Here is a 22,321-nt window from a genome sequence, read left to right as displayed (position 1 = left end):
GGGTTCCTTTATCAGGTCGTGGGGCGTTCTGCCTTGGCCCCGCTGTTCGATGGGCCTTTCGCTTCAGGGGTCAGCTTTTGTACGCAGGGTAGCTTGCGCGCAGACGCGCCAGCGCCGTGGTGTATTTCGTCCCTGCCGCCGCGAAGGCGGTGACGGTGGCCGCCAGCCGGGTTCCATTGCCGGCTACTGTCCGGGCGTATTTGGTGCGGAGCGCAGAGGTGCTGGCTTTGTAGTCGGCCACGGCCTTGGCGTGCGCGTCCGCCAGCTGGGCCCGTTTGAGGCTGTAGTCGGCCTGGGATTTGGTGTACCCGTCTTTGAGGGCGGCGACCCGCGCGTCCCGGGCGGGGGCTTCCTTGGCGTAGGCGTTCTTGAGCTGCGTCCGGGCCTTCTTGTAGTCGGCCTTGGACTGGGTGTAGGCGTTCTTTAGGGCTTCGATGCGGCCGGATTTGGCGCGGTATTCGCTGTCGCGTTGTGCCGCCAGCTGGGCTCGCGCGGCTGTGTAGGCTGCCTTGGATTGGGTGTACCCGTCGCGGAGCGCCTGGATGCGGGCGTCCCGGGCGGGGGCCTCTTTGGCGTACGCGGCCTTGAGTGCGGCGATTTCAGCGGTGTAGCTGGCTGTGGCTTTCGCGTACGTCGCTTTGGCCAGGTCCTTCGCTGCGGTGGTTTTCGCCGCTGCGTATTCCTTGGCGTAGGCGACTTTCTTCGCGGAGAGCGTCGTATTGGCTTTGGCTACTGCCGCGTCGTAGGCCGCTCTCGTGCTGGCGTATTTGGCGTATTCGTTGGCGATGGCTTGTTCGAGCGCTGGTTTGACCCGGTTATTCGCTTCGGTCAGGTCGGCGACGGCTTTGGCGTAGGCCTGGGTCTTCCGGTCGAAGGCAGCGTTTTCGGCCGCGATAGCGGCATCCAGGGCGGGCCGCTTTTTGTCTTGGGCGGTGGCGAGATCATCCATGGCTTTGATGTGCTCGGCGGCTTTCTGGGCGTACGCCGCCTTTTCCGCTGCCAGAGCCCTGTCGAGCGCGGGCCGTTGTGCGCTGTTCGCCTTGCTCAGCGCCGCGGTCGCTTTGTCGTAGGCCGCGTTGGTGGCGTCAATGTCGGCTTTTTTGGCCGCGAGTGCTTTGTCCAGGGTGGGCCGGAGGCTCGCCTGGTAGGCGTATTCGCTGGCCTGAGCGTCAACGAAACGCTGGGCGGCGGCCTGATAGTCCGCCGCCAGGAGGACGAAGGATGCATTGTATGCGGCCCTGGTCATGGGGGCTGCCGTGACCGAGGGGGCCGCTGCGCCTGCGGAGCGGGTTGCGGTGGTTTGGGTGGCAGCGCCGGCGGCTGGAGACACCGCCATGGCACCAAAGGTCAGCGCAAGGCTGAGGCCAAAGATGCTGGTGATGCTGGTGGTGTTCTTCTTCACGAGGCTGATCGTACCGCCCAGCTTTGCGTTTTGGGCATCAGAGTGCTAGTCACGCGGAAAGAATGCGCTGATCTTGCGGCATGCAAAGCGAAACCCTCGGCCGCAATGCCGGACGAGCGAGCCGGGGAACGAGTGAGGCCGGCTGGGACAATCTCTCGATTGCCTCAACCGGCCCCTGAACCGCGCAAACTTTGCGCTAACTGCATCGCGCAGACTCTGCGCTCTCGCGGAAGGTAAGAGATTCGAACTCTTGGTACGGGGTTACCGCACACTGGTTTTCAAGACCAGCTCCATCGGCCGCTCGGACAACCTTCCCTAACGAGTAGTCTTTCATAGGCAGTCGGCTGCCACAAAAAACGCGCTGCGCTTGCGGACGCGTATGGCTCCCCGCCATATTCTGGGGAGAGATGTTGATCGGACCTGGCGATCGCGGCGCAGGTGCGCGGGGCCAGTTAGGAATCGGGAGTGCTCCATGAAGGCTGTCTATATCTCTGAGCCCGGCGGACCCGAGGTCCTGGAAGTCCGTGAGGTCGAGGCCCCGGTGGCCGGCCCCGGCGAGGTTCTGATCGACGTCGTGGCCGCCGGCCTCAACCGTGCGGACGTCCAGCAGCGCAAGGGGTTCTACCCGCCGCCCCCGGGCGCCTCCGAGATCCCCGGGCTGGAGGTCTCCGGCAGGATTGCGGGCTTCGGCCCGGGCGTCACCAAGGCGTTCTCGGTGGGGGACAAGGTGGTGGCGCTGCTCTCCGGCGGCGGCTACGCCCAGAAGGTTGCCGTGCCCGCCGGGCAGGTTTTGCGGATTCCCGACGGCGTGGACCTGGTCACTGCGGCATCGTTGCCGGAGGTCGCGGCCACCGTCTATTCCAACCTGATCATGACGGCGCAACTGCAGCCGGGCGAAACCGTCCTCATCCACGGAGCCACCGGCGGTATCGGCACCATGGCCATTCAGCTGGCCAAAGCCATCGGCGCGCGGGTGGCCACGACGGCCGGGAACGCGGAGAAGGTCAGCACTGCCAAGGCGTTCCTCGGCGCTGACATCGCCATCAACTACGCGGAGGAAGACTTCCCCGCGAGCCTGCGCGCGCAGAACGGCGGCAAAGGGGCGGACGTGATACTCGACGTCGTCGGCGCCAAGTACCTTGGGCAGAACGTCGAGGCGCTCGCCGACTACGGACGTCTGGTGGTGATCGGGCTGCAGGGCGGAGCGAAAGCGGAACTGGACCTAGGGCAGCTGCTGCGCAAACGGGCGGCCATCATCGCCACGGCACTGCGTCCCCGACCGGTCGAGGAAAAGACCGTCATCATGAACGCCGTCCGCGACGCCGTCTGGCCGATGCTGACCGACGGCAGGATTCGGCCCCTCGTGGCCAAGACCTTCCCCTTGGACCAGGTCGCCGCCGCGCACACCTACTTTGATTCAGGCGACCACGTCGGCAAAGTCCTGTTGGTCATGTAGCGCCGGGCTCGGAGCGGACGCTGTGGACTAGACGCCACGGCCCCGCCGGGTCTTAATCCGCAGGTCAAACAGTAGGTCGGCAACGACTTATTCCATCAATGGCATGCGCTGTTTTGCTGTCGGTCCATGAATGACGATAATGTAATTCCATACGCGGTATACACGCGTCTTGGGGCGCGTGTATGCTGTGTGGTTTCCTGCCCTCCGGGAGTGCCATGTCTATCCGCCACAGTCTCCTCGCCCTCTTGCAGGACCGGCCGCGCTACGGCTACCAGCTCAGGACCGAGTTCGAGGACCGCACGGGAGCATCCTGGCCACTGAACATCGGGCAGGTATACACCACCTTAGACCGGCTGGAACGCGACGGACTCGTCCAAAAAGACGGCGGCGACGGCGACGGGCACATCATCTACAGCATCACCCCGGCCGGCCGAACCGAGGTCCGGGAGTGGTTCGCGCTCCCGGTCTCCCGCGCGAATCCGCCCCGGAATGAACTGGCCATCAAGCTCGCGCTCGGTCTGACGATTCCCGGAACCGACGTCGGCGCCATCATCCAGGCCCAGCGCGCCGTGTCCATCCGGGCCCTGCAGGAGTACACCAAGTCCCGGCGCGACACCGCCGCCCTCCAGCGCCCGGCCGATACCGCCAGAGTCCTGGTGCTGGACTCCCTCATCTTCCAGACCGAGGCCGAAGTGCGCTGGCTGGACCTCTGCGAGGCCCGCCTGATGCAGCTCAGCAACCCCCCGGCTTAGACCGCGGCCCCCGGCCTACCCCGCCGCCCCCGGCCGCGGCCTCAAGGGCCCTAGCCCAGCCGCGCCCCCGGACCGTTCACCGCGTCCGGCCGACCGCTCGTCGCGCGGACTGCACCGCCGGGCGCAGGTGCGGCGCCGGGGCGCGGCCGCGTTGGTAGGGTGCGGGGGGCAGTTCTGCACCGGTGGGCTGCCCAGCTGGGATTCTCGAGGAGGAGACATGGGCACAATGCCAGACGGCACACAAGGCGACAGCACACACAGAACCACGCAAGAAGTCAGCACGCACGGAACAGTACAGCTCGACGACGGGATCGTTCCGGACCCGTCCCTTCCGCGGACGTCGGTGGATGAGTCGGTCCGCGACGCCGCGGATCGCACATGGACCCCCGCCAAGATCGCGCTGTGGGCGGCCATCGCCCTGCTGGGCGGCGTCGCCTGGTTCATGCTCGCCATCATCCGCGGCGAGACCGTCAACGCCATCTGGTTTGTGTTCGCGTCAGTGTGCACGTACCTGATCGGCTACCGCTTCTACTCCAAGGTCATTGAGCGCTACCTGCTCAAGCCCAACGACCGCCGTGCCACCCCGGCCGAATACAAGGCCGACGGCAAGGACTACGTCCGCACAGACCGCAACGTCCTCTTCGGCCACCACTTCGCCGCCATCGCCGGCGCCGGCCCGCTGGTGGGCCCGGTCATCGCAGCCCAGATGGGCTACCTGCCAGGCACCATCTGGATCATCCTCGGCGTCGTTTTGGCCGGTGCCGTCCAGGACTACCTCGTCCTGTTCTTCTCCATGCGCCGCGGCGGCCGCTCCCTGGGCCAGATGGCCCGCGAAGAGCTTGGCGTGATCGGCGGCACCGCCGCCCTGGTCGCGACGCTGCTGATCATGGTGATCATCGTGGCCATCCTCGCCCTGGTGGTCGTCAACGCCCTGGGCGAAAGCCCGTGGGGCGTCTTCTCGGTGGGCATGACCATTCCGATCGCCCTCTTCATGGGCGTGTACCTGCGCTACATCCGGCCGGGGAAGGTCATGGAGGTCTCCATCATCGGCTTCGTGCTCCTCATGGCCGCCATCATCGGCGGCGGCGCGGTGGCAGGCACCGACTGGGGTGCCGCGTTCTTCCACCTGGACAAGGTCACCATCGCCTGGGGCCTCATCATCTACGGCTTCATCGCCGCAATTCTTCCCGTCTGGCTCCTCCTGGCCCCCCGCGACTACCTCTCCACCTTCATGAAGATCGGCGTGATCGTGATGCTGGCCCTGGCGATCATCGTGGTCCGTCCCGAGATCACCGTCCCGGCGTTCAGCGAGTTCGCCAGCCGCGACAACGGCCCGGTCTTTTCCGGTTCCCTGTTCCCGTTCCTGTTCGTCACGATCGCCTGCGGCGCCCTGTCCGGCTTCCACGCGCTGATCGCGTCCGGCACCACGCCGAAACTGATCGAAAAGGAACGCCAGACCCGCCTGATCGGCTACGGCGGCATGCTCATGGAATCCTTCGTGGCCATCATGGCCCTCGTGGCCGCCATTTCCATTGACCGCGGCATCTACTTCGCCATGAACGCACCCGTGGCGCTGACCGGCGGCACTGTCGAAACCGCAGCCGCGTGGGTCAACAGCCTGGGCCTGTCCGGGGTCAACATCACCGCCGGCGACCTTGCGCAGACGGCCAAGGACGTGGGGGAGCAGAGCATCGTGTCCCGCTCCGGCGGCGCGCCTACGCTCGCCGTCGGCCTGGCTCACATCATGCAGCAGTTCATCGGCGGCACCGCGATGATGGCGTTCTGGTACCACTTCGCCATCATGTTCGAGGCACTGTTCATCCTCACGGCCGTCGACGCCGGTACCCGGGTTGCGCGCTTCATGCTGCAGGATTCGATCGGCAACTTCGTTCCGAAGTTCAAGGAGCACTCCTGGCGTCCGGGGGCGTGGCTCTGCACCGCCATCATGGTGGTTGCCTGGGGTGCGGTGCTGCTGATGGGCGTCACCGACCCGCTCGGCGGAATCAACACCCTGTTCCCGTTGTTCGGGATCGCGAACCAGCTGCTGGCGGCCATCGCCCTCTCGGTCTGCCTGGCCATCGCCGCCAAGCGCACCGCCCTGAAGTATCTGTGGATCGTGGCGGTGCCGCTGGCGTTCGCCGCCGTCGTGACCATCACGGCGAGCTTCTACAAGATCTTCTCGCCCGTTCCGGCAGTGGGCTACTTCGCCAACAACGCAGCCTTCGCCAAGGCGCTTGCGGACGGTAAGACCTCCTTCGGCACTGCCAAGACCCAGGCGGCGATGGAGGCCGTGGTGCGCAACACCATGATCCAGGGCTGGCTGTCGATCATCTTCGTGGTGCTGAGCATCGTCGTCATCATCACGGCCGTGATTGCAACTATCAAGGCCCTGCGGAACACGGCCGCGGGGCTGCCCAACGCCGAGCACGAAGACCCCGCCCAGGCCTCCCGCGTCTTCGCCCCGGCAGGGTTCATCCCCACCCCGGCGGAGCGCGAACTCGTGGCCGAGTGGAACAGCCTTCCGGCCGGGCAGCGGCTGGAAAAGTCCGGACACCACTGATGCGGAGTCGGCCATGAACGTGGTAATCGCCGGGATTCGGGGGATTGCCGGGTATCTCAGCGGGGTGCTGGGCGCGGATGCCTACAAGAAGTACTTGGAACACCACGAGGCCTCCGGTCATGCCGGTCCGGCCCTGACGGAGCGGGAGTTCTGGCGCGACCGGACCGACCGCCAGGACGCCACCCCTCAAGGGCGGTGTTGCTGAGCCGCCGCTGCTGAACACGCAGTCGTGATGTACCCGGTGGTGGCGGGCGGCATATGCCGCTGACCGGCCGAATGCGGGACGCCGTCAAGGATCCGGGGGAAGGGCGCCGTCGGGCACAATCGTGTCCGACGGCGCCCTTCCGCTTCCGGCGGACGCCGGACCCGCGCCTCCGGACGCGTGAGAGTATGAAGCCATGAGCGATCAGCACGACACTCAGCCCGGAGATCAAACTGCCGACGACGTGCCCGTCGAAGGCACACCCGTGGACGACGTCCTGCCCCTGCCCGGAGCGCCGGTGGCATTGCCGGCTTCAGTCCCGGACGGCCACGCCGGCGCTCCAGGCCCCGTACCCAGACCGCCCCGGGGGAGCGAACTTCAGGACCTGGTAGACGAACCCGCGAAGGTCATGCGGATCGGCACCATGATCAAGCAGCTGCTGGACGAAGTGAAGTCGGCACCCCTGGATGACGCGGCCAGGGTCCGGCTGGCCGAAATTCATGAGCGCTCCATCAAGGAACTCGAGGACGGCTTGGCCCCGGAGCTCGTTGAGGAGCTCGAGCGGATCAACCTACCCTTTCCGGAGAACGCCACCCCGTCCGACGCCGAACTCAGGATTGCCCAGGCCCAGCTGGTCGGCTGGCTTGAGGGGCTCTTCCACGGCATCCAGACGGCAATCGCGGCTCAGCACGCCGCCCGAGAGCACGCCTACGCGCAGATGCAGCTGCGTCAGCTGCCGCCGGGAACGGTGATCGCACCCGGCGTCATCATCGGGGAGAACGGCGAACCGGTTCGCGCCGCCGCGCCCCGCCGAGGCGCTGACCCCTCCCAGCCTCCCGAGCCCGCCGACCCGGACCACGGTCCCGGCCAGTACCTTTAGCGCGACCTTGGGCTTCTTCAGCGCGGCGCGGCAAGGGCGCAGGGACGACGCCGAACTTGGCAAGGGTCTCTGGCGGCGCGCCCATGACCGCTTCAACCGCGGACTGGACCGCTACCACCAGGTCCTCGAAGGGGTCGAGGACGAGGCACTGTACGGCGAGCTCGTCGAGGTCGCGAACCAGCTTTCCGCGCTCGCTCCCAGGGTCCGGGAGATCTGCGTGGAGGCCCAGCGGCGATATCCCAGTAACGGACTGGACATTCCCGGGCCTCTGGCAGGTGTCCACCGCGCCCTCTCCACGGCGGGCAATTCACTGGCCATGACGGCGGAAGCGGCGGCGATGCTCCGCCTGGCCGTTGGGCCTGTCCCGGCGGGCGCTGCGTCCGTGCGGCGGCGCGCCGACGCCGTACTGGAACACGTCCACGACGCCGAACGGCGGCTTGCCGAGGCAACCGGCAGCGGCCCGACGCCGGGTATTCCCGGTTAAGCGCCTAGCTTAGCTTCGCCCTGGCGCTAGCCGGACTGCACCGATGTTGGCAGGATAGTTATATGACTTTTTCACCGGACCTGACTTTCAATGACGGCAACACCATTCCCCAGCTTGGCTACGGGGTGTGGCAGGTTGAAGATGACGTGGCCGAAAAGGTGGTTGTCCAGGCCTTCGAGGCCGGCTTCCGCCACATCGACACCGCCAAGATCTATGGCAACGAAGCAGGGGTTGGCCGCGCTATCGAGCGTTCCGGCCTCAAGCCCGAGGAAATCTTCATCACCACCAAGCTGTGGAACGCGGACCAGGGCTACGAATCCACCCTGAAGGCATTCGAGGAGTCCATGGAGCGGCTGGGCCTCGAGACCCTGGACCTGTACCTCATCCACTGGATGCAGCCCCAGCAGGACAAGTACGTTGACACCTGGAAGGCTCTCATCGAGCTCCAGAAGCAGGGCCGGGTCAAGACGATCGGCGTCTCCAACTTCACCAAGGAGGGCCTGCAGCGCCTGATCGACGAGACCGGCGTGGTGCCGGCCATCAACCAGGTCGAGCTGCACCCGTTCTTCAACCAGGCCGACCTGCGCGAATTCAACGCCTCCAAGGGCATCCTCACCCAGGCATGGTCGCCGCTGGGCCAGGGCGGCGAGCTCCTCGAAAGCCCCGTCATTGCCCAGATTGCCGCCAAGCACGGTGCCACCCCGGCCCAGGTAGTCATCGCCTGGCACCTGGCGATCGGCAACGTCGTCATCCCGAAGTCCGTGACCGAATCCCGGATCCGCGAGAACTACGCGGCCCTCGATGTCACCCTTGACGAGACGGACGTCCAGGCCATCAACGGACTGGACCGTTCCGCCGAAGGCGCTGGCCGAATCGGCCCGGACCCGGCAGTCTCAGACTTCGCTTAAGCAACAGCCCTAAGGCACCGGCCCGGCGCTTCACAGCATCGGGCCGGTTGACCCGGCCGGCGTTCGCAGAGGGCCTTCACCCCGCACGGGGTGGAGGCCCTTTCTGCTGCCCGGCCGTTCCCGCAGGACGGGACGGTGCCGACCCGGCGTGCGCTGTGCCGCACCGGACTCAGGCGGCGGCCCGGCGTACCTTTCCCGGGATAGCATCCACGACCGCCCAGCCGTCTTCGCCCGAAACGCACCGGCTGGCGAAGCGGTCCGCGGCGGCCGCGTCATCGAAGCTCTCGGTGCGGATCCGGCCGGAGTCTGTGTCCCAGTACGTGACTTCGAAGTACTGCGCGCCGTCCTGTGCGTTGTCGCAGTGCTGCTGGAAATGCTGCTGGAAATCCTGGTTGTTCTCCATGACTCCAGTGTGCAACCGACCTCCGACACTAAGAGTTCACGCCTCCGGCGTGTTGCCGAGCCGCAGCATGCGTTCCCGGGCCAGGCCTTCCTTGCGGCGTTCCCGGTCCGCGGCCCTCGCCGTCTGCTGAGCCATGGCCGCGGCCAGCTCGTGACGCTTCCGTGCCACTTTGAGCTCGGCTTCGGCCAGATCAAGGCGCCGCCGGAGCTCGTGCGCCTCATCGGCCAACCGCCTGGTATCGGCTGCAGCCTCCTCCAGTTCCGCCGCCGCGCCGCGTGCCTCGTCGTCGGCCGCTGCGGCGGACTCTTTGGCCTCCTGCAGCCGGGCCCGGGCCCGTTCCACCGCCGACGGCGCCGGGGTCACCTGCGCTTTCCCGGCAACCCGGAGACGGGGCTGCACCGCTGGCGGTTCTCCGCCGGGTAACCCGCCGTCGGCTCCTCCGTGCACGGCCCGGGTGTCGGCTTCCCGGGCCGGAAGGCTGCCGGGGACGGCCACCGCGCCGGCGAGATCGACGACGTCGACCCCGTCCGCCGAGAGTGCCCGGAGCAGGCAGCCGCTCTGAACGGCTGCTGCGGCCCCGGCGTCCGTGGTGGCGGCCCGCAGTGTCTTCTCCACTTCCGCGGCCACGGCGTCGCTGATCGGCCGGCCCTGCCGAACTGCCAGTTCGCGTGCCGCCTTCACGGCACCGGAGAGCAGCTGCCGCCGTTCCTGTGAGAGGAGGCGCAGGCCCGCAGCGTCCAGGGCGGACTGCGCGGCCTGCATCGACGTCCCCAGCTCGGCCAGCTCCCGCAGCATTTCGGGGCTGTGCGCCGCCATCATGTTCACCGCCCACGCGGCCAGGGAGGGTTTGGGCAAGGCCCGCACCTCGGCTGCCAGGGCCCTCTGCCCCGCGGCAGCGATGTTCTCGGAACTGAGGCGGCGGGCGGCAGCCGTTCTTGCCGCAACAAACTCGCCGTACGGCAACGCGTACAGCGGCCCGGCAATGCCCGCAAGTCCCGGGGTTCCCATGCAAGAATCATAGAAGTCCCGGCCCGGCCGCGAGCACCGGCTCGCGGCCTTGTCATGAGACCCGGCGGCGCCCCGATACTGAGGAGTATTCACTTGATCGAAATTGGCGGGCTACCGGCCCACGTCCTGCTCGTCCACGCCGTGGTGGTGTTCGGACCGCTTGCGGGTCTGGGCGCCATTGTCTACGCCGTGGCACCGCGCTGGCGGAGCTACCTGGCCTGGCCGCTGGGCGTGTTGTCGCTGATTCTGGTTCCCATAACGGTGGTGACGGCTCAGGCCGGCGAGCAGTTGGAGAAGGCCCGTCCGGCGTCGGCCCTGGTCCGCGAGCATGCCCAGCAGGGCGATGTGCTCAAGGTGTTTTCGGTGATTTTCTTCGTCATCGTCGCGGCCATGCTGGTGGTCACCTATGAGCCCTTCGGCCGGCGTCTGGCGTTCCTCGGCGGACTGCGGGACAACCGGATCGTCCGAGTGGTCCTCCTCATTGCCGGTGCCGTCGCGGGCGCTTTCTTCATCTACCAAAGCGTCATCACAGGGCATTCCGGCGCGGCGTCCGTCTGGAGCCGCTAAGTCAGCGCTTCGGCACGCCCGTGACCCGCTGACGGGCGCCGGCTTCTGTGCAGGGTGATAAGGAGCAGGACGAGGGCCGCCGCCTGGAGCGCCGCCACCGCAGCAATGAGCACCGGCCGCGCGCCGTAAAGCGATCCGTACAGTACCCCGCCCGCCAACGCCCCGGCCCCTTCGAATGCCGCGAACACCCCGTAGGCGGTGCCCTGCCGGGGCTGCGGCACGAGATCGGCCACCAACGCCTTGACCGTGGAGTCCTGGATGCCCGTGGCGGCGCCCCAGACCAGGACACCGGCCAGAACGACGCCGGCACTCGGTGCCAGGGCCAGCACAGGCACCCCCGCGATCAGCACGGGAAGGCCGAGCAGCACGGCCGCCCCGGCACGGTCGTAAAGGACGCCACTGGCGAGGGCCCCGACGGCGGCCGCCCCCATGGCGGCTGCGTACAGCAGTGGAACGACTGAGACGGGAACCGCGACGTCGGCCGTCAGATGGTAGGAGATGACGCCGAAAGCCACCAGGCCGGCGCTCCAGAAGAAGGCGGCGGCGGCAAACAGGACAAAGGCGCCGGAAAACACCGACGGCGGCCGGCCGCCGTTCGCAGGGAGAAGCACGGAACCCGACGACGAAGCCGGCGAAGAACCCGGTGCCGAAGCTGGGACGGACCCGGGAGCCGAGCCCGGTGCCGCGGCGTCTGCGGGGAACTCGGTGACGGCGGCAACGGGTCCTGCCGGGACGTCGCCCGGGTCCGGCACCCTGCGACGCAACCACACGAGGATCGCCAGCGCTGCCGCCGCCGGTAAGACGAGCACCGCAAACGCCGCCGACAGCGAGCCGGTGGCCACCAGCACCGCGGAGACGAGCAGCGGGCCCAGGAGAGCGCCGGCCAGATCGAGGGATTTGTGGACGGCGAAGCCACGGCCCCGCCCAACCGGCCCGGCAGCGGCAGCCAGCAGGACGGTCTTTGCCGGGCTACGGACGGCTTTGCCAACCCGGTCCCCGATCAGGAGCGCGGCCGCCAGTGCCAGTCCGGCGGATCCGGCCAAGGGCGCCAACGCCAGCAGCGGGACGCACGCCGCCGTGAGCACGTACCCGGCCATCGTGAAAGTCCAGTATTTCCCGGTGCGATCCGCCCAGGGACCGAACACCAGCCGCAGCCCCTGCGCCGCGGCTTCTGCGGCGCCCGTCACGAGACCCACAAACAGCGCTGATGCGCCGAGTTGGGCGAGCAGGGGACCTCCCAGCGGCCGGGCGCCGTCGGACACCATGTCCGTGGCGAGGCTGACTAGGCCGAACGCCACCACTGTGCCCCATTGCGGGCGCCCCCGCAGGCCTCGCCGTCCGCCGGTCCGTGCCGGCGGACTTTCCTGCTGCTGCCGGGCTGGCAGCCTGCGGCCGGGCCGTTCCATTCCCTAAGGCTCGCCGACGACCCGGAAAAAGACAATACGCAGGTCAGGGCGCTGTGCCCCTGCCGTGGCGCGGGAGGAAATATTGGGCGAAGTGGACCGTTTTCGGCATCTGCTTGGTACTTTTTGAGAGCCGATCCGCATTGTGCGGGCCGGGGGGACCCACACCGACGGATTGAAAGGCTTCACAACCATGAGCTCACCCCAATACCAGGGCTACGCGCCCGCATCCGCGAAGACCAACGGTCTGGCCATCGCGGCACTCGTTTCATCCTTCTTTATCAGCCTGCTCGGGATCATCCTGGGTCACATCGCCCTGAACCAGATTAAGACCACCGGTGAAAGCGGCCGTGGCCTGGCCATCGCCGCACTGGTCATCGGCTACGCGTCGATCGCCTTTACGGTGATCTTCCTCGTTGTAATCATGGGCACTGCGGCCGCAAACCGCTAAGACTCGGCAGACGGCCCCCTCCGGCACCGGCCGGAAGGGGCCGTTTGCGTCCCGCCTGCCGCCCCGGGTCACCAGGGCCGCACCCGCACGCCACTCTCAGGAGGAACTGTGAAGCTGCTTTCCAACCCGTCCCGCCACGCTGGCCGTCGACCTTCCGTGCCTGCCGCCCTTCTTGGAATTGCGGTGGCTGCCGGGCTGGCTTTCGCCGGCGTCGCCGTGGCCGCGCCGCCCCCGGCCATCGCCGCAACAACCCCGGCGCCGACCGGCTGGCTGCACACCTCCGGCGGCACGATCCTGGACTCGAACAACGCCCCGTATACGATCAAGGCAGCATCCTGGTTCGGCATGGAAACCCCTGACTGCATGCCGCACGGGCTGTGGACCCTGACCATCGACGACGCCCTGGCCAACATCAAGTCGATGGGCTTCAACACCGTCCGGCTGCCGTTCTCCAATGAGTGCCTGGCCGCGACGTCCATCAAGGGAAGCCTGAACTACTGGGCCAACCGCGCCTACGGGCTCGAAGGCAAGACACCCTTGTTTCTGATGGACACGGTGATCGCCCGCGCCAAGGCCAACGGCCTTCACATCATCCTGGACCGGCACCGGCCGTCCTCCGCGGACCAGTCCCCGCTGTGGTACACCTCCGCATACCCGGAGTCGAAGTGGATCGCCGACTGGAAGATGCTCGCCGCGCGCTACAAGAACGATCCCACCGTCATCGGCGCCGACCTTCACAACGAGCCCGCCGGCGCAGCGACCTGGGGCGGGGCCGCCGCCACCGACTGGCAGGCCGCAGCCACCCGTGGCGGGAACGCCGTCCTGGCCGCCAACCCCAACCTGCTGATCATCATCGAGGGGATAGAGAACCAAGGCAACGGCACGTCCACCTGGTGGGGCGGCGGCCTGGCCGACGTCAAGAACAAGCCCGTCACCCTGGCCACACCCAACCGCGTAGTGTATTCCCCGCACGACTACCCGGCGTCGTTGTTTGCGCAGAAGTGGTTCAGCGATCCCAGCTACCCAAACAACCTGCCGGCCGTCTGGGACGCCAACTGGGGCTACATCCAGAAGCAGGGCATCGCCCCGGTTCTGCTCGGCGAGTTCGGGACCGCGCTGCAGACCACGTCCGACAAACAGTGGATGGAGAAGATCGTCTCCTACCTCGGGACCAACTCCATGAGCTTCGCTTATTGGGCGTTCAACCCGAACAGCGCGATCACCGGGGGCCTTGTCCAGTCGGACTGGCGCACCCCGGAGACCGCCAAACTCGCCGCCCTCGCACCGATCCTGAAGAGCACCCCGTCCCCGACAGTATCCCCGACGGCGTCCCCGTCGCCGACTGTCACGGCGTCCCCGTCGCCGACGGTCACCGCAACACCGACGCCCACAACCACCGCGACGCCAACCGCCACTGCGTCGCCGTCGCCGACGGCGTCAGCGTCTCCCGTGCCGACGTCGGGCGGGTCCATCAGCGCGGTCTGGAAACTGACCAGTTCGTGGACCGGTGGTTACGTGGCCAACATCGAGGTCACCGGGCTCCGGGCCGCCGCCGGCTGGAGCGTGAGCTGGCCCGATGCCAATGTCACCCGGGTGGCCAACTCCTGGGGCATCACCTGCACGGTCATTCCCAGGGTGTCGGTGACCTGCAGCGGATCGGACTGGGCCACCAAGATCGCCGCCGGCCAGAAACTGTCCGTGGGCCTGCAGGTGGACTCGCTGATGGCCCCCGTCAACCCGGTGCTGACCCTGAAATAGCCGGACCAGCCCGGCTCGTCGCCGTCGGCGTCATTATCTCGAATGCTTGCTCGGCCACCTACAAGGTCAGGGCGGCCGACCGGAACGCGAAGATCGCCGTCCGGGTCACCGGGTCGCTTCTTGGCTTCACGACCGCGTCCCGGGTCAGCGGCGCGTTCATCGCACGCTGAGCGCCGCCCTCCCTTGGTGGTTGGGCTGCCGGACGTGTCGACAGATGTGCCGAAAACGGCGCATGGTTAAGGCCAGCGGCGGGCCCGAGTTTTCTCTTCTGCCAGCCTCCGTTGCCGCACTTCTTTGGGGGATAACTTGAAAAAACGCACCACGCGCCTGCTGGGCACCGCGACCCTGACGGGCATACTCCTCACGACCGCGGCCTGCGCCGACCCGCAGGCGAGCACGCAACCGATCTCCACAACCCCGGCTGCACCCGCTGCAACGATTACCGCTGCCGACTCTGCCCGGGCCGCAAGCGAGACCACGTCTCCGGCCCCGCCCCGGAGACACCCCGGGCTGCAGCATTGCAGACGTTCACGTTCCCGGACGGCCACATTTCGTTTATTCACCCGGCCGGCTGGACGGTCAAGGTGAAGCCTGGTCCGGCGCTCAACGCGGAAGCCCAGAAGAACTCATTCGAAGCGATCATCTCGGATGCGTCCGGCACAGGATTGGCCCGCATGTACAGCGGCATGTACGGCGACGGCGCCGCCGGGCCGGCAAGTCGGACCATCCTGGATCACGCACCGGTGCCCGGCGTTACCAACATGGCGGGGGAAGCCACAGAGTTCGGCTTCGCCTATGACGAGTACCCGGGGGCCACCGGAGGCCCTTATTACTTCATGGACGTCCGGAACGCGAGGGAATTCCTGGCAACCACCGACTCCTCCGGTTCCAACCAGATCCGGCTGCCCAACGGCGTCCTGAGCGCCTGGGTCGTTTTGTCCGATGCGCCGTCCACACCGGCTTTTGCTTCCCCGGCCGAAGCGAAAGGCTGGATGGGCACAGAGCGCTACGCGCAACTGAAGGCGATGCTGCTGAGCCTGCACTACGCCTAGGCAGAGGGTACCGTCAGTCCATGAGAGATCATGTCCGCTGGGCCGACGGAGCATGGTCGTTGCTTGTCCTGTTCGCTGTTGCGGTGACGGCGTGCGGGCTGGCCGAGTCGTTCAGCCTCATCGTCAGGTCACCCACGGACGCGGAAGGGCACGGCCTGGTATTCCTCGGATCTACGGCGTTCGCGGCGGCTGCCGTGTGGGCGAGGCTGAGGCGAAGGCCGCTCTGGGTGTCGATTTTGACGGCGCTGCCCGCAGTGGTCGTCGGAGGGTTGTCCGCGGAAATTCCTGACGGGCTCTACGCCCATTTGGCGGGGCTCTTCCTGGTCCCCGCAGCGCTGAGCGCGATGCTGGCGGACCTGCTGTTCCCCGACCCTCAAATTTTGCCGGTCTGGGACGCCGAGGCCGATCCCGCCAACTGATTCCTGTGCCACCGCTGTCAGTGCGGCCAGCAACTCGCGTTTCGGGGACGCGTTGTGAACCTGGATGATTGGCATCCGCCGAGACTCGCACGATGCCCGGCGAGCTCAAGACTGACAGCGCCCAGGGCTCTTTCACCGCCGACGCGGACGGGATCCCCCTCACCTACACCACCGCGCCCGGGGACACCGAGCGCCAGATCGAGGCCCGGTTGCGGAGGAAGCCCGGCGCTGAGACGCTAGCCGGCTTCGCTCTGGATACGGTCCTTTACGCTTTGAGGCATGGTCGAGCACGCGTCGTCGTCGGCGCGCCGGTCAGCATGACTGTCGGCGGTGTCGGTGATACCGACCGTTGCGACGGCCGCCTGCCATCCACCCAGACCGGTGATCTGCCGTGGCACCCAGACGTTGGCCGCCCCGTTCACCAGGTTCCAGACGGCGGGGTGGACGCCATCGCCGAGGTAGATTCCACCGTTGGGGTCTCTCCTGACCAGATCCGGCAGAGGCAGGACGCCCATCAGTTGAGCAGACTGGTAATCGGACATGTTCCACGGCGGTGTTCCGAAGTAGTACCAGCTGGCGGCGCAGACACCGTACAGGTGAGGGCCGAACTGGGCATAGTTCAGGTAGAGCTCCAAAGCCCGTTGGGGGCTCAGCGTGTAACTGAACTGGGTTGCCAGGACGGCCTCGATGCCTTTGCGGGCGGCGCTTTGGTCGTCCCAGAGGAAAATGTTCTTGACCAGCTGCTGGGGGATGGTGGAGCCGCTCGGGTCGGGCTTTCCCTGGAAGTACGCCTGCGCCCTGGCCTGGAAGTCTCCTAGGTCGAAAGCGCCAGAGCGGGTGCCGAGCTGTTCGTCTTCATGGGCGATTGTCGCGGCGAGCAGGTGCCGGCTGATGTGGTTGATCGAGACAAACTGGTAGACGTTGGGCTCGCCGGCCTCCAGCATGTAAGCAGTGCGCGGCAGGGTCACGCCCATGCTGAACATAAACGCAATGATCTGGACCAGAACCAGCGGGGCGATCAGAGCCAGCAGGAGTTTGCGGCGCCACCTCCGCTTAGGACGCTTGCCGGGATGACCGACCGGAGGGCCAGGCTGCTTAGCTCGATCCGGCTCCACCGCAGGCGGGCTTACAGTCGGCGACGCAGGCTCCTGAGACGCCGGGGCCCCGGGCACCGGGTAGCTGACAACTTTCGCCGGCGCTTCCTCCGGTCCCTCAGTAGTCCACAGGCCAGGCTGACCGTCCTGCGAGGTTGGGCCCGGCACCGGGTAACTGACGACCTTCGCAGGTGCTGTGCCCGGACGGCCAGATCGCGGAGGGTGGTCCGGCGGTGGCCGCCGCGGCGGGGTAGGTGATGTCGGGTTGTCCATCAGTTTGCCTTCGCTGCTCGCTCCCGGATAAATCTCAAAGAGATGAAGGATGGGACGAAATTCTACCGGGCAGTCCTGGGAATTGTTCTCAGCCGGCTACGCGGTGGGCGCCGCTGCACACCTGGAGTTCAAAATAAGTCCGTGACCGGAGGAGCGCCGGCGGGGCTGGTGAGGGTCCGGCCGCACTCGGCGCGCTCGGTGCGGTCATAAGGGCATCCCACGGCCACCAGCAAAAAACCCCGTATCCCCGCTGAATCAGCGGAAATACGGGGTTCTTCCCGAGCTTCCTGCCAGAATCGAACTGGCGACCTTCTCATTACGAGTGAGACGCTCTACCAACTGAGCTAAGGAAGCAACCACATGAAAGCCCGGCGAACCGGGCGGATCATGCAAGAGATAACTGTAATAGAGTCCCGGCGTCCGGGTCAAAATGAGCGTCCGCGGCGCCCGCCGGCCCAGCAAACCGTACCGAGCAGACGCTACCTAGCAGACGGTGTTGTCCGCCGGAGTCTTGCCGTCCACGAGGTAGTCATCGACGGCGTTGCCGATGCAGCTGTTGGAGCGGCCATAAGCCGTGTGGCCCTCGCCCTTCCACGTCAGCAGCGAGGCATTCCCGAGCTGCTTGCGCAGGGAGCTGGCCCATTCGACGGGGGTGGCCGGATCGCCAGTCGTTCCCACAACAACAATGGGGGCCGAACCCTTGTACTCCACTGGGGCCGGGGTCCGGACGTTTTTGTACGGCCAGTCCTTGCAGTTAGTTCCGCCGTAGGCGAAGTAGTAACCCAGTGTGGGGGAGAGCTGGCGCAGCTTCTGGTCCTCGGCCCGCATGGAGGCGGTGTCGGTCACCATGGGGTAGTCCAGGCAGTTGATGGCGTTGAAGGCGAAGGAGCTGTTCGACGTGTAGGTGCCGCTGGGGTCCCGGTCGGCGCCGAAGTCGGCCAGTTGCATCATGCCCGTGCCGTCGCCGGCCAGGGCCTGGCCGAGCGCCCGGGTGAGGATCGGCCAGTTGTCATTGTTGTAGAGCGGGATGATGAGGCCGCTGACGAACGTCGACCCGGAGACCTTCCGGCCGTCCTTCGACGGCAGCGGGTTGGCCTCCGCGGCGTTGATCGCGTTGCGGATCTGCTGGACGCCGTCCTCGGCGCTTCCCGTCATCGGGCATCCGCTGGTCTGCTGGCAGTTGGCAACGTAGGTGTGCAGGGCCTTGTCGAAGGCCACGGTCTGGCCGGCAGTCAGTTCCTCGTAGCTCAGAGACGGATCCAACGCGCCGTCGAGGACCAGCCGGCCGACGTTGTCCGGGAACAGCGACGCGTAGGTGGCGCCCAGGAGCGTCCCGTAGGAGTAGCCGAGGTAGTTCAGCTTGGCGTCGTTGACCACACCGCGGAGGATGTCGAGGTCCTTGGCCGCGCTGACGGTGTCGATCTGGCCCAGGACCGGCCCGGTGTTTTCTGCGCATTTGGCTGCGATGGCCTTGTTGTCGGCCAGGGCCGCTTGCAGTCCGGCATCGGTGTCCAGGGCATAGGTCTTGGCACGGGACGCGTCGCGTTCCGCGTCCGTGAGGCACGTGACCGGGGCGGAGCGCTTCACGCCGCGGGGGTCGAAGCCCACGATGTCATAGGCGGACCGGACCTTCTCCGAAATGTTGGTGTTGGCCGCGTCCCTGACGAAGTCATAGCCCGATCCGCCCGGGCCGCCGGGGTTGACCAAGAGGGTGCCCTTCTTGTTGCCCTTCGTGGGGAGCTTGATGGCGGCGAGTTCGATGTGGTCACCGTCAGGCTTGCTGTAGTCCAGCGGGACCTTGATTTTGGCGCACTGGAAGCTGCTCTCGCACGGCTTCCAGTCGATCCGCTGGGAGTAGAAGCTGCGCAGTTCCGCGGGCGCCGCCGCAGCGATCGAGGGGTCCGCCTGTCCCGATGCGGCCCCCGACGTTGCGGCACCTGAGCCGCCGCCGCTGCCACCACCGAAAAGGCTGCACGAGGCCAGTGTCACGGCCAAGGCCGCGGCGCCGACGGCCCGCATGCCGATCGCCAGGGATCGGGATCTTGCGGACTTGGGTCGAGCAGGCTTCATGCGGATCTCCTTGGAGGATAGGAACGAAAGCGATGGTGTCGGTGGAGTGGCCGCGGCCATCAAATCAGGCTGGAGGCCATGGACTCAATCGCCAGCAGCGGAGCCACGTTGGTGGTGGTGATCCGTTTGCGGGCCTTGTTGATGGCGTCCATGCGGGCAAGGGTCACTTCGGCGGTGGAACGGGAAGCGAAGTCTTCGAGTTCGTTCCGGAGTTCAAGATTGACCAGTTCCACGGCGTTCCCCATCTGGATGATCAGGACATCCCGGTAAAAGGACAGCAGGTCCGTCAGCGTGCGGTCAAGGGAATCGGTGATCGAGCGCTTGGCGCGGCGTTTCTGGTCATCTTCGAGCTGCTTGACCTGGCCCCGCATGGCCGGCGGCAGCGTGCCGCTTTCGGGTGCCCCGAGGGTGGCCAGCAGTGCCGCTTTCTCGGCGGCGTCGCGCTCGTCATTGGAACTGGTGGCTTCCTCGGTGGCGATCTTGACCAGCTTCTCCGCCATCATGACCGCCGCCGTGACACCACGCAGGGACAGCGGAAAACGAACGGTCTCCAGGCGGCGCTCACGGGCCTCCGGGTCCCGGGCCAGGCGGCGGGCGATCCCCACGTGGCTCTGCGCCGCCCGGGCAGCGCGCTCGGCAACCGCCGGGTCCACGCCGTCGCGCTTGACCAGCAGGGCCGCGACGTCGGCGGCCGGCGGAAGCCGCAGCGCCACCGGACGGCAGCGGGAGCGGATGGTCACGAGGACATCGGCGGGGGAGGGGGCACAGAGCATCCAGACGGTGCGGGGTGTGGGTTCCTCAATGGCCTTGAGCAGGACGTTGGTGGTGCGCTCGGCCATCCGGTCCGCGTCCTCCACCACAATGATCCGCCACCGGGCCGACGACGGCCGGTTCCCTGCCGTGGACACGAGCTCGCGCGCCTCATCAATGGTGATGGTGACCTTTTCGGTGCGCACGAACGCGACGTCGGAATGGGTTTCGCCGAGAATGGTCAGGCATGCCGGGCACTCGCCGCACCCGCGCTGGCTGACGTCCTCCTGGTCGCAGTTCAGGGCCGCGGCGAAGGCCTTGGCGGCGTTGGAGCGGCCGGAACCGGGCGGACCGGTGAATAGCCACGCATGCGTGAGGCCTTCGCCCTGGGCCGCCTGGCGCAGCTGGGCCACGACGGCGTCCTGGCCCTGGAGGTCGCCCCAGACGGTCATGCCGTGCTGCTTTGGGCGACGGCCAGCAGGGATTCGACGCGCTCAAAGATTCGTGCGGCGAGTTCGGTGACGGGCAGACGGGCCGGAAGCACCAGATACGCCTCGGGCCGGGCGGCGGCCAGGTCCAGGAAAGCTGCCCGGATCTTGGCGTGGAATTCGTCGGCTTCGGACTCGAGGCGGTCTTCGGCGGCATCGCCGGCGGTGCGTCGCTGCCGGCCGACGGCGGGGTCGACATCGAGCAGTACCGTGAGGTCCGGCTGCAGGCCTGACGTCGCCCAAGCGTTGATGTCCCGCACCGCCTCCGTCCCGAGGCCGCGCCCGGCGCCCTGGTAGGCGACCGAGGAGTCAATGTACCGGTCCGTGAGGACGATCTCGCCGCGTTCCAGGGCCGGCCGGATAACCTGGCTCGCATGGGCCGCCCGTGACGCCGCGAAAATCAGGGCCTCGGTATGGGCATCGATGTGGCCGTGCCCGTGATCCAGCACAAGGGAACGCAACTTCTCGCCGATCGGCGTGCCGCCCGGCTCCCGGGTCCGCAGCACCGTGAAGCCGCTCGATTCCAGGGCTTTGGCGAGTTCAGCCGCCTGGGTGGACTTGCCGGCGCCGTCTCCGCCTTCGAAGGCAATGAACAGACCGGGCAACAGACCGGGCAACTGTTGAGGGGACGCTCCGGGGCTCTGGGTAGTCACGGTTCTAGACTACCGACAATCACCGACACCAGAGTCTGCGGCGTAACGGCTTGGGTGCCCTGAGGGGCTCACACGTACCCTGTCTCCATGAGTCTTTCTGAAGAACTGGCCGCAACGCTTTCGCCGGAATCCTTGGTCGTGGCAGCAGGGCGCCCGCCGCGCACCCGCGACGAACCGGTCAACCCGCCGCTGGTGCTGTCCTCCACGTACTTCGGCACCGGACCGCTGGGCGACGGCGACCGCGGCTACGGCCGCTATTCCAACCCCACGTGGGATCCCTTCGAAGAGGCGCTGGGCCAGTTGGAAGGCGCGGACCTGCCGGGCCTGCTCTACGCGTCGGGACTCGCCGCCGTCAGCTCGGCCCTGTCTCTGGTGCCCGCCCAAGGCGTGCTCGTGATGCCGTCGCATAGCTATGCGGGCTCGGTCACCATGGCCACCGAACTGGCGGCCAAAGGGTTCCTCGAATTGAGGACGGTGGATATCGCCGACACCGACGCCGTCCTGGCCGCGCTCGCCCCGGCCGGCGGGCGTGCCGCCAGCATGCTGTGGCTGGAGAGCCCCACCAACCCCATGCTCGGCATCGCCGACATGCGGGCCCTGACCGCCGCGGCACACGAGGCCGGCGCGATCGTCGTCACGGACAACACCTTTTCCACGCCGCTCGTGCAGCAGCCCCTCAGCCTGGGCTCCGACGTCGTGCTGCATTCGGTGACAAAGTACCTGTCCGGGCACTCCGACGTCGTGCTCGGCGCCCTCGTGACCTCCGACGCCGGTCTCCGCGCCGCGTTGCTGCACCACCGCACCATCCACGGCGGGATCGCCGGACCGTTTGAGGCATGGCTGGCCCTGCGCGGGCTCCGGACCCTGGCACTGCGGATCGAGCGATCGCAGGCCTCCGCGCAGATCCTGGCCGAGCGGCTGGCCGGTCATCCGCGGGTTGCCGGCATCCGTTTCCCCGGTCTGTCTTCGGACCCCGGCCACGAGCGTGCCAAGGCCCACATGAAGGGATTCGGTTCCATCCTGTGTATCGAGGTGGCACCGGGACGTGGTCACGGGGGCAGCCTTAGCGGCGCGGAGGCGGCGGACCGCATGATCCGCGCCCTTCACCTTTGGCTTCCGGCGACGTCCCTGGGCGGGGTGGAGTCCCTGATCGAACGCCGGCGCCGGCACACAGCCGAGCCGGAGAGCGTGCCGGACAATCTGGTCCGGATGAGCGTGGGAATTGAAAACGTGGAAGACCTTTGGGCCGATTTGGAGCAGGCGTTGGGGACGCTAGACGGCTAGGCTG

Annotated in this window: 21 protein-coding genes and 2 tRNA genes; 13 read left to right on the top strand and 10 right to left on the bottom strand. The window is 67.2% G+C overall.

The annotated features are described in order from the left end of the window. Positions 1-70: 70 nt before the first annotated feature. A complete protein-coding gene (locus ACVWZ7_RS07860) occupies positions 71-1,402 on the bottom strand; it encodes a hypothetical protein (RefSeq protein WP_456507498.1) in 1,332 nt (443 codons plus the stop codon). Positions 1,403-1,629: 227 nt separating this feature from the next. Beyond that, positions 1,630-1,717 (bottom strand) — tRNA-Ser (locus ACVWZ7_RS07855). 157 nt (positions 1,718-1,874) lie between these two features. Here ACVWZ7_RS07855 and ACVWZ7_RS07850 point away from each other — a divergent pair. From ACVWZ7_RS07850 to ACVWZ7_RS07820, 7 genes are all read left to right on the top strand, one after another. Beyond that, a complete protein-coding gene (locus ACVWZ7_RS07850) occupies positions 1,875-2,858 on the top strand; it encodes an NAD(P)H-quinone oxidoreductase (RefSeq protein ID WP_456507497.1) in 984 nt (327 codons plus the stop codon). Between the two features lie 215 nt (positions 2,859-3,073). Then, complete coding sequence (locus ACVWZ7_RS07845) at positions 3,074-3,610, top strand: PadR family transcriptional regulator (RefSeq protein ID WP_116768353.1); 537 nt, start codon at positions 3,074-3,076, stop codon at positions 3,608-3,610. Positions 3,611-3,827: 217 nt separating this feature from the next. Beyond that, positions 3,828-6,170, top strand: a complete 2,343-nt coding sequence (locus tag ACVWZ7_RS07840; protein ID WP_344363034.1) for a carbon starvation CstA family protein — start codon at positions 3,828-3,830, stop codon at positions 6,168-6,170. 13 nt (positions 6,171-6,183) lie between these two features. Beyond that, complete coding sequence (locus ACVWZ7_RS07835; protein WP_344363036.1) at positions 6,184-6,375, top strand: YbdD/YjiX family protein; 192 nt, start codon at positions 6,184-6,186, stop codon at positions 6,373-6,375. A gap of 193 nt (positions 6,376-6,568) precedes the next feature. Further along, a complete protein-coding gene (locus tag ACVWZ7_RS07830) occupies positions 6,569-7,252 on the top strand; it encodes a bacterial proteasome activator family protein (RefSeq protein WP_344363039.1) in 684 nt (227 codons plus the stop codon). A gap of 7 nt (positions 7,253-7,259) precedes the next feature. Next, on the top strand, positions 7,260-7,736 hold the full coding sequence (locus tag ACVWZ7_RS07825; RefSeq protein ID WP_456507496.1) for a hypothetical protein: 477 nt from the start codon (positions 7,260-7,262) through the stop codon (positions 7,734-7,736). A 62-nt stretch (positions 7,737-7,798) separates the two neighbouring features. Then, the gene (locus ACVWZ7_RS07820; protein WP_456507495.1) at positions 7,799-8,644 is read left to right on the top strand and encodes an aldo/keto reductase; all 846 of its coding nucleotides are present in this window, start codon (positions 7,799-7,801) and stop codon (positions 8,642-8,644) included. Between the two features lie 169 nt (positions 8,645-8,813). Here the strand turns inward: ACVWZ7_RS07820 and ACVWZ7_RS07815 are convergent, their stop codons facing one another. Together ACVWZ7_RS07815 and ACVWZ7_RS07810 are read right to left on the bottom strand one after the other, a co-directional pair. Continuing rightward, positions 8,814-9,047 (bottom strand): hypothetical protein, encoded by a 234-nt coding sequence (locus ACVWZ7_RS07815; RefSeq protein WP_116768600.1) that lies wholly within the window; start codon positions 9,045-9,047, stop codon positions 8,814-8,816. A 36-nt stretch (positions 9,048-9,083) separates the two neighbouring features. Then, the gene (locus ACVWZ7_RS07810; protein WP_456507494.1) at positions 9,084-10,055 is read right to left on the bottom strand and encodes a hypothetical protein; all 972 of its coding nucleotides are present in this window, start codon (positions 10,053-10,055) and stop codon (positions 9,084-9,086) included. Positions 10,056-10,148: 93 nt separating this feature from the next. On the opposite strand from ACVWZ7_RS07810, the gene ACVWZ7_RS07805 reads away from it, so the two are divergent. Beyond that, the gene (locus ACVWZ7_RS07805; protein ID WP_116768602.1) at positions 10,149-10,622 is read left to right on the top strand and encodes a DUF2231 domain-containing protein; all 474 of its coding nucleotides are present in this window, start codon (positions 10,149-10,151) and stop codon (positions 10,620-10,622) included. On the opposite strand, the gene ACVWZ7_RS07800 is transcribed toward ACVWZ7_RS07805, so the two are convergent. Next, entirely contained in the window at positions 10,619-12,028 is a 1,410-nt protein-coding gene (locus tag ACVWZ7_RS07800) for an MFS transporter (protein WP_456507493.1), read from the bottom strand. The genes ACVWZ7_RS07805 and ACVWZ7_RS07800 overlap by 4 nt on opposite strands. A 190-nt stretch (positions 12,029-12,218) precedes the next feature. Between ACVWZ7_RS07800 and ACVWZ7_RS07795 the strand changes: the two genes are divergently transcribed. The 4 genes from ACVWZ7_RS07795 (at position 12,219) to ACVWZ7_RS07780 (ending at position 15,705) form a co-directional block, all read left to right on the top strand. Continuing rightward, the gene (locus ACVWZ7_RS07795) at positions 12,219-12,476 is read left to right on the top strand and encodes a DUF4190 domain-containing protein (RefSeq protein ID WP_456507492.1); all 258 of its coding nucleotides are present in this window, start codon (positions 12,219-12,221) and stop codon (positions 12,474-12,476) included. A gap of 108 nt (positions 12,477-12,584) precedes the next feature. After that, the gene (locus ACVWZ7_RS07790) at positions 12,585-14,234 is read left to right on the top strand and encodes a cellulase family glycosylhydrolase (RefSeq protein ID WP_456507491.1); all 1,650 of its coding nucleotides are present in this window, start codon (positions 12,585-12,587) and stop codon (positions 14,232-14,234) included. Between the two features lie 518 nt (positions 14,235-14,752). Then, positions 14,753-15,286 carry a hypothetical protein gene (locus ACVWZ7_RS07785; RefSeq protein WP_456507490.1) on the top strand — a complete coding sequence of 178 codons (534 nt, stop codon included), beginning with the start codon at positions 14,753-14,755 and terminating at the stop codon, positions 15,284-15,286. Positions 15,287-15,306: 20 nt separating this feature from the next. Further along, on the top strand, positions 15,307-15,705 hold the full coding sequence (locus ACVWZ7_RS07780) for a hypothetical protein (RefSeq protein WP_456507489.1): 399 nt from the start codon (positions 15,307-15,309) through the stop codon (positions 15,703-15,705). 236 nt (positions 15,706-15,941) lie between these two features. On the opposite strand, the gene ACVWZ7_RS07775 is transcribed toward ACVWZ7_RS07780, so the two are convergent. From ACVWZ7_RS07775 to tmk, 5 genes are all read right to left on the bottom strand, one after another. Beyond that, positions 15,942-16,688: a biosynthetic peptidoglycan transglycosylase gene (locus ACVWZ7_RS07775; RefSeq protein ID WP_116768629.1), complete on the bottom strand. Its 747-nt coding sequence runs from the start codon at positions 16,686-16,688 to the stop codon at positions 15,942-15,944. 665 nt (positions 16,689-17,353) lie between these two features. Further along, positions 17,354-17,426: transfer RNA gene (locus ACVWZ7_RS07770), tRNA-Thr, on the bottom strand. Positions 17,427-17,555: 129 nt separating this feature from the next. After that, positions 17,556-19,142 carry an alpha/beta hydrolase gene (locus ACVWZ7_RS07765; protein ID WP_202615942.1) on the bottom strand — a complete coding sequence of 529 codons (1,587 nt, stop codon included), beginning with the start codon at positions 19,140-19,142 and terminating at the stop codon, positions 17,556-17,558. A 59-nt stretch (positions 19,143-19,201) separates the two neighbouring features. Then, positions 19,202-20,344, bottom strand: coding sequence for a DNA polymerase III subunit delta' (locus tag ACVWZ7_RS07760; RefSeq protein ID WP_456507488.1), 1,143 nt, complete (start codon positions 20,342-20,344; stop codon positions 19,202-19,204). Next, positions 20,341-20,997, bottom strand: coding sequence for a dTMP kinase (gene tmk / locus ACVWZ7_RS07755; RefSeq protein WP_344363132.1), 657 nt, complete (start codon positions 20,995-20,997; stop codon positions 20,341-20,343). Before tmk ends, ACVWZ7_RS07760 begins: the two co-directional genes overlap by 4 nt. 123 nt (positions 20,998-21,120) lie before the next feature. Here tmk and ACVWZ7_RS07750 point away from each other — a divergent pair, with 123 nt between their 5' ends. Then, on the top strand, positions 21,121-22,317 hold the full coding sequence (locus ACVWZ7_RS07750; RefSeq protein ID WP_456507487.1) for a trans-sulfuration enzyme family protein: 1,197 nt from the start codon (positions 21,121-21,123) through the stop codon (positions 22,315-22,317). The last annotated feature ends 4 nt before the right edge of the window (positions 22,318-22,321 follow it).

The sequence above is a fragment of the Arthrobacter sp. TE12232 genome, assembly GCF_054062615.1.
The sequence above is the reverse complement of the archived record's forward strand: the minus strand, read 5'-3'. Positions and strand labels throughout refer to the sequence as shown.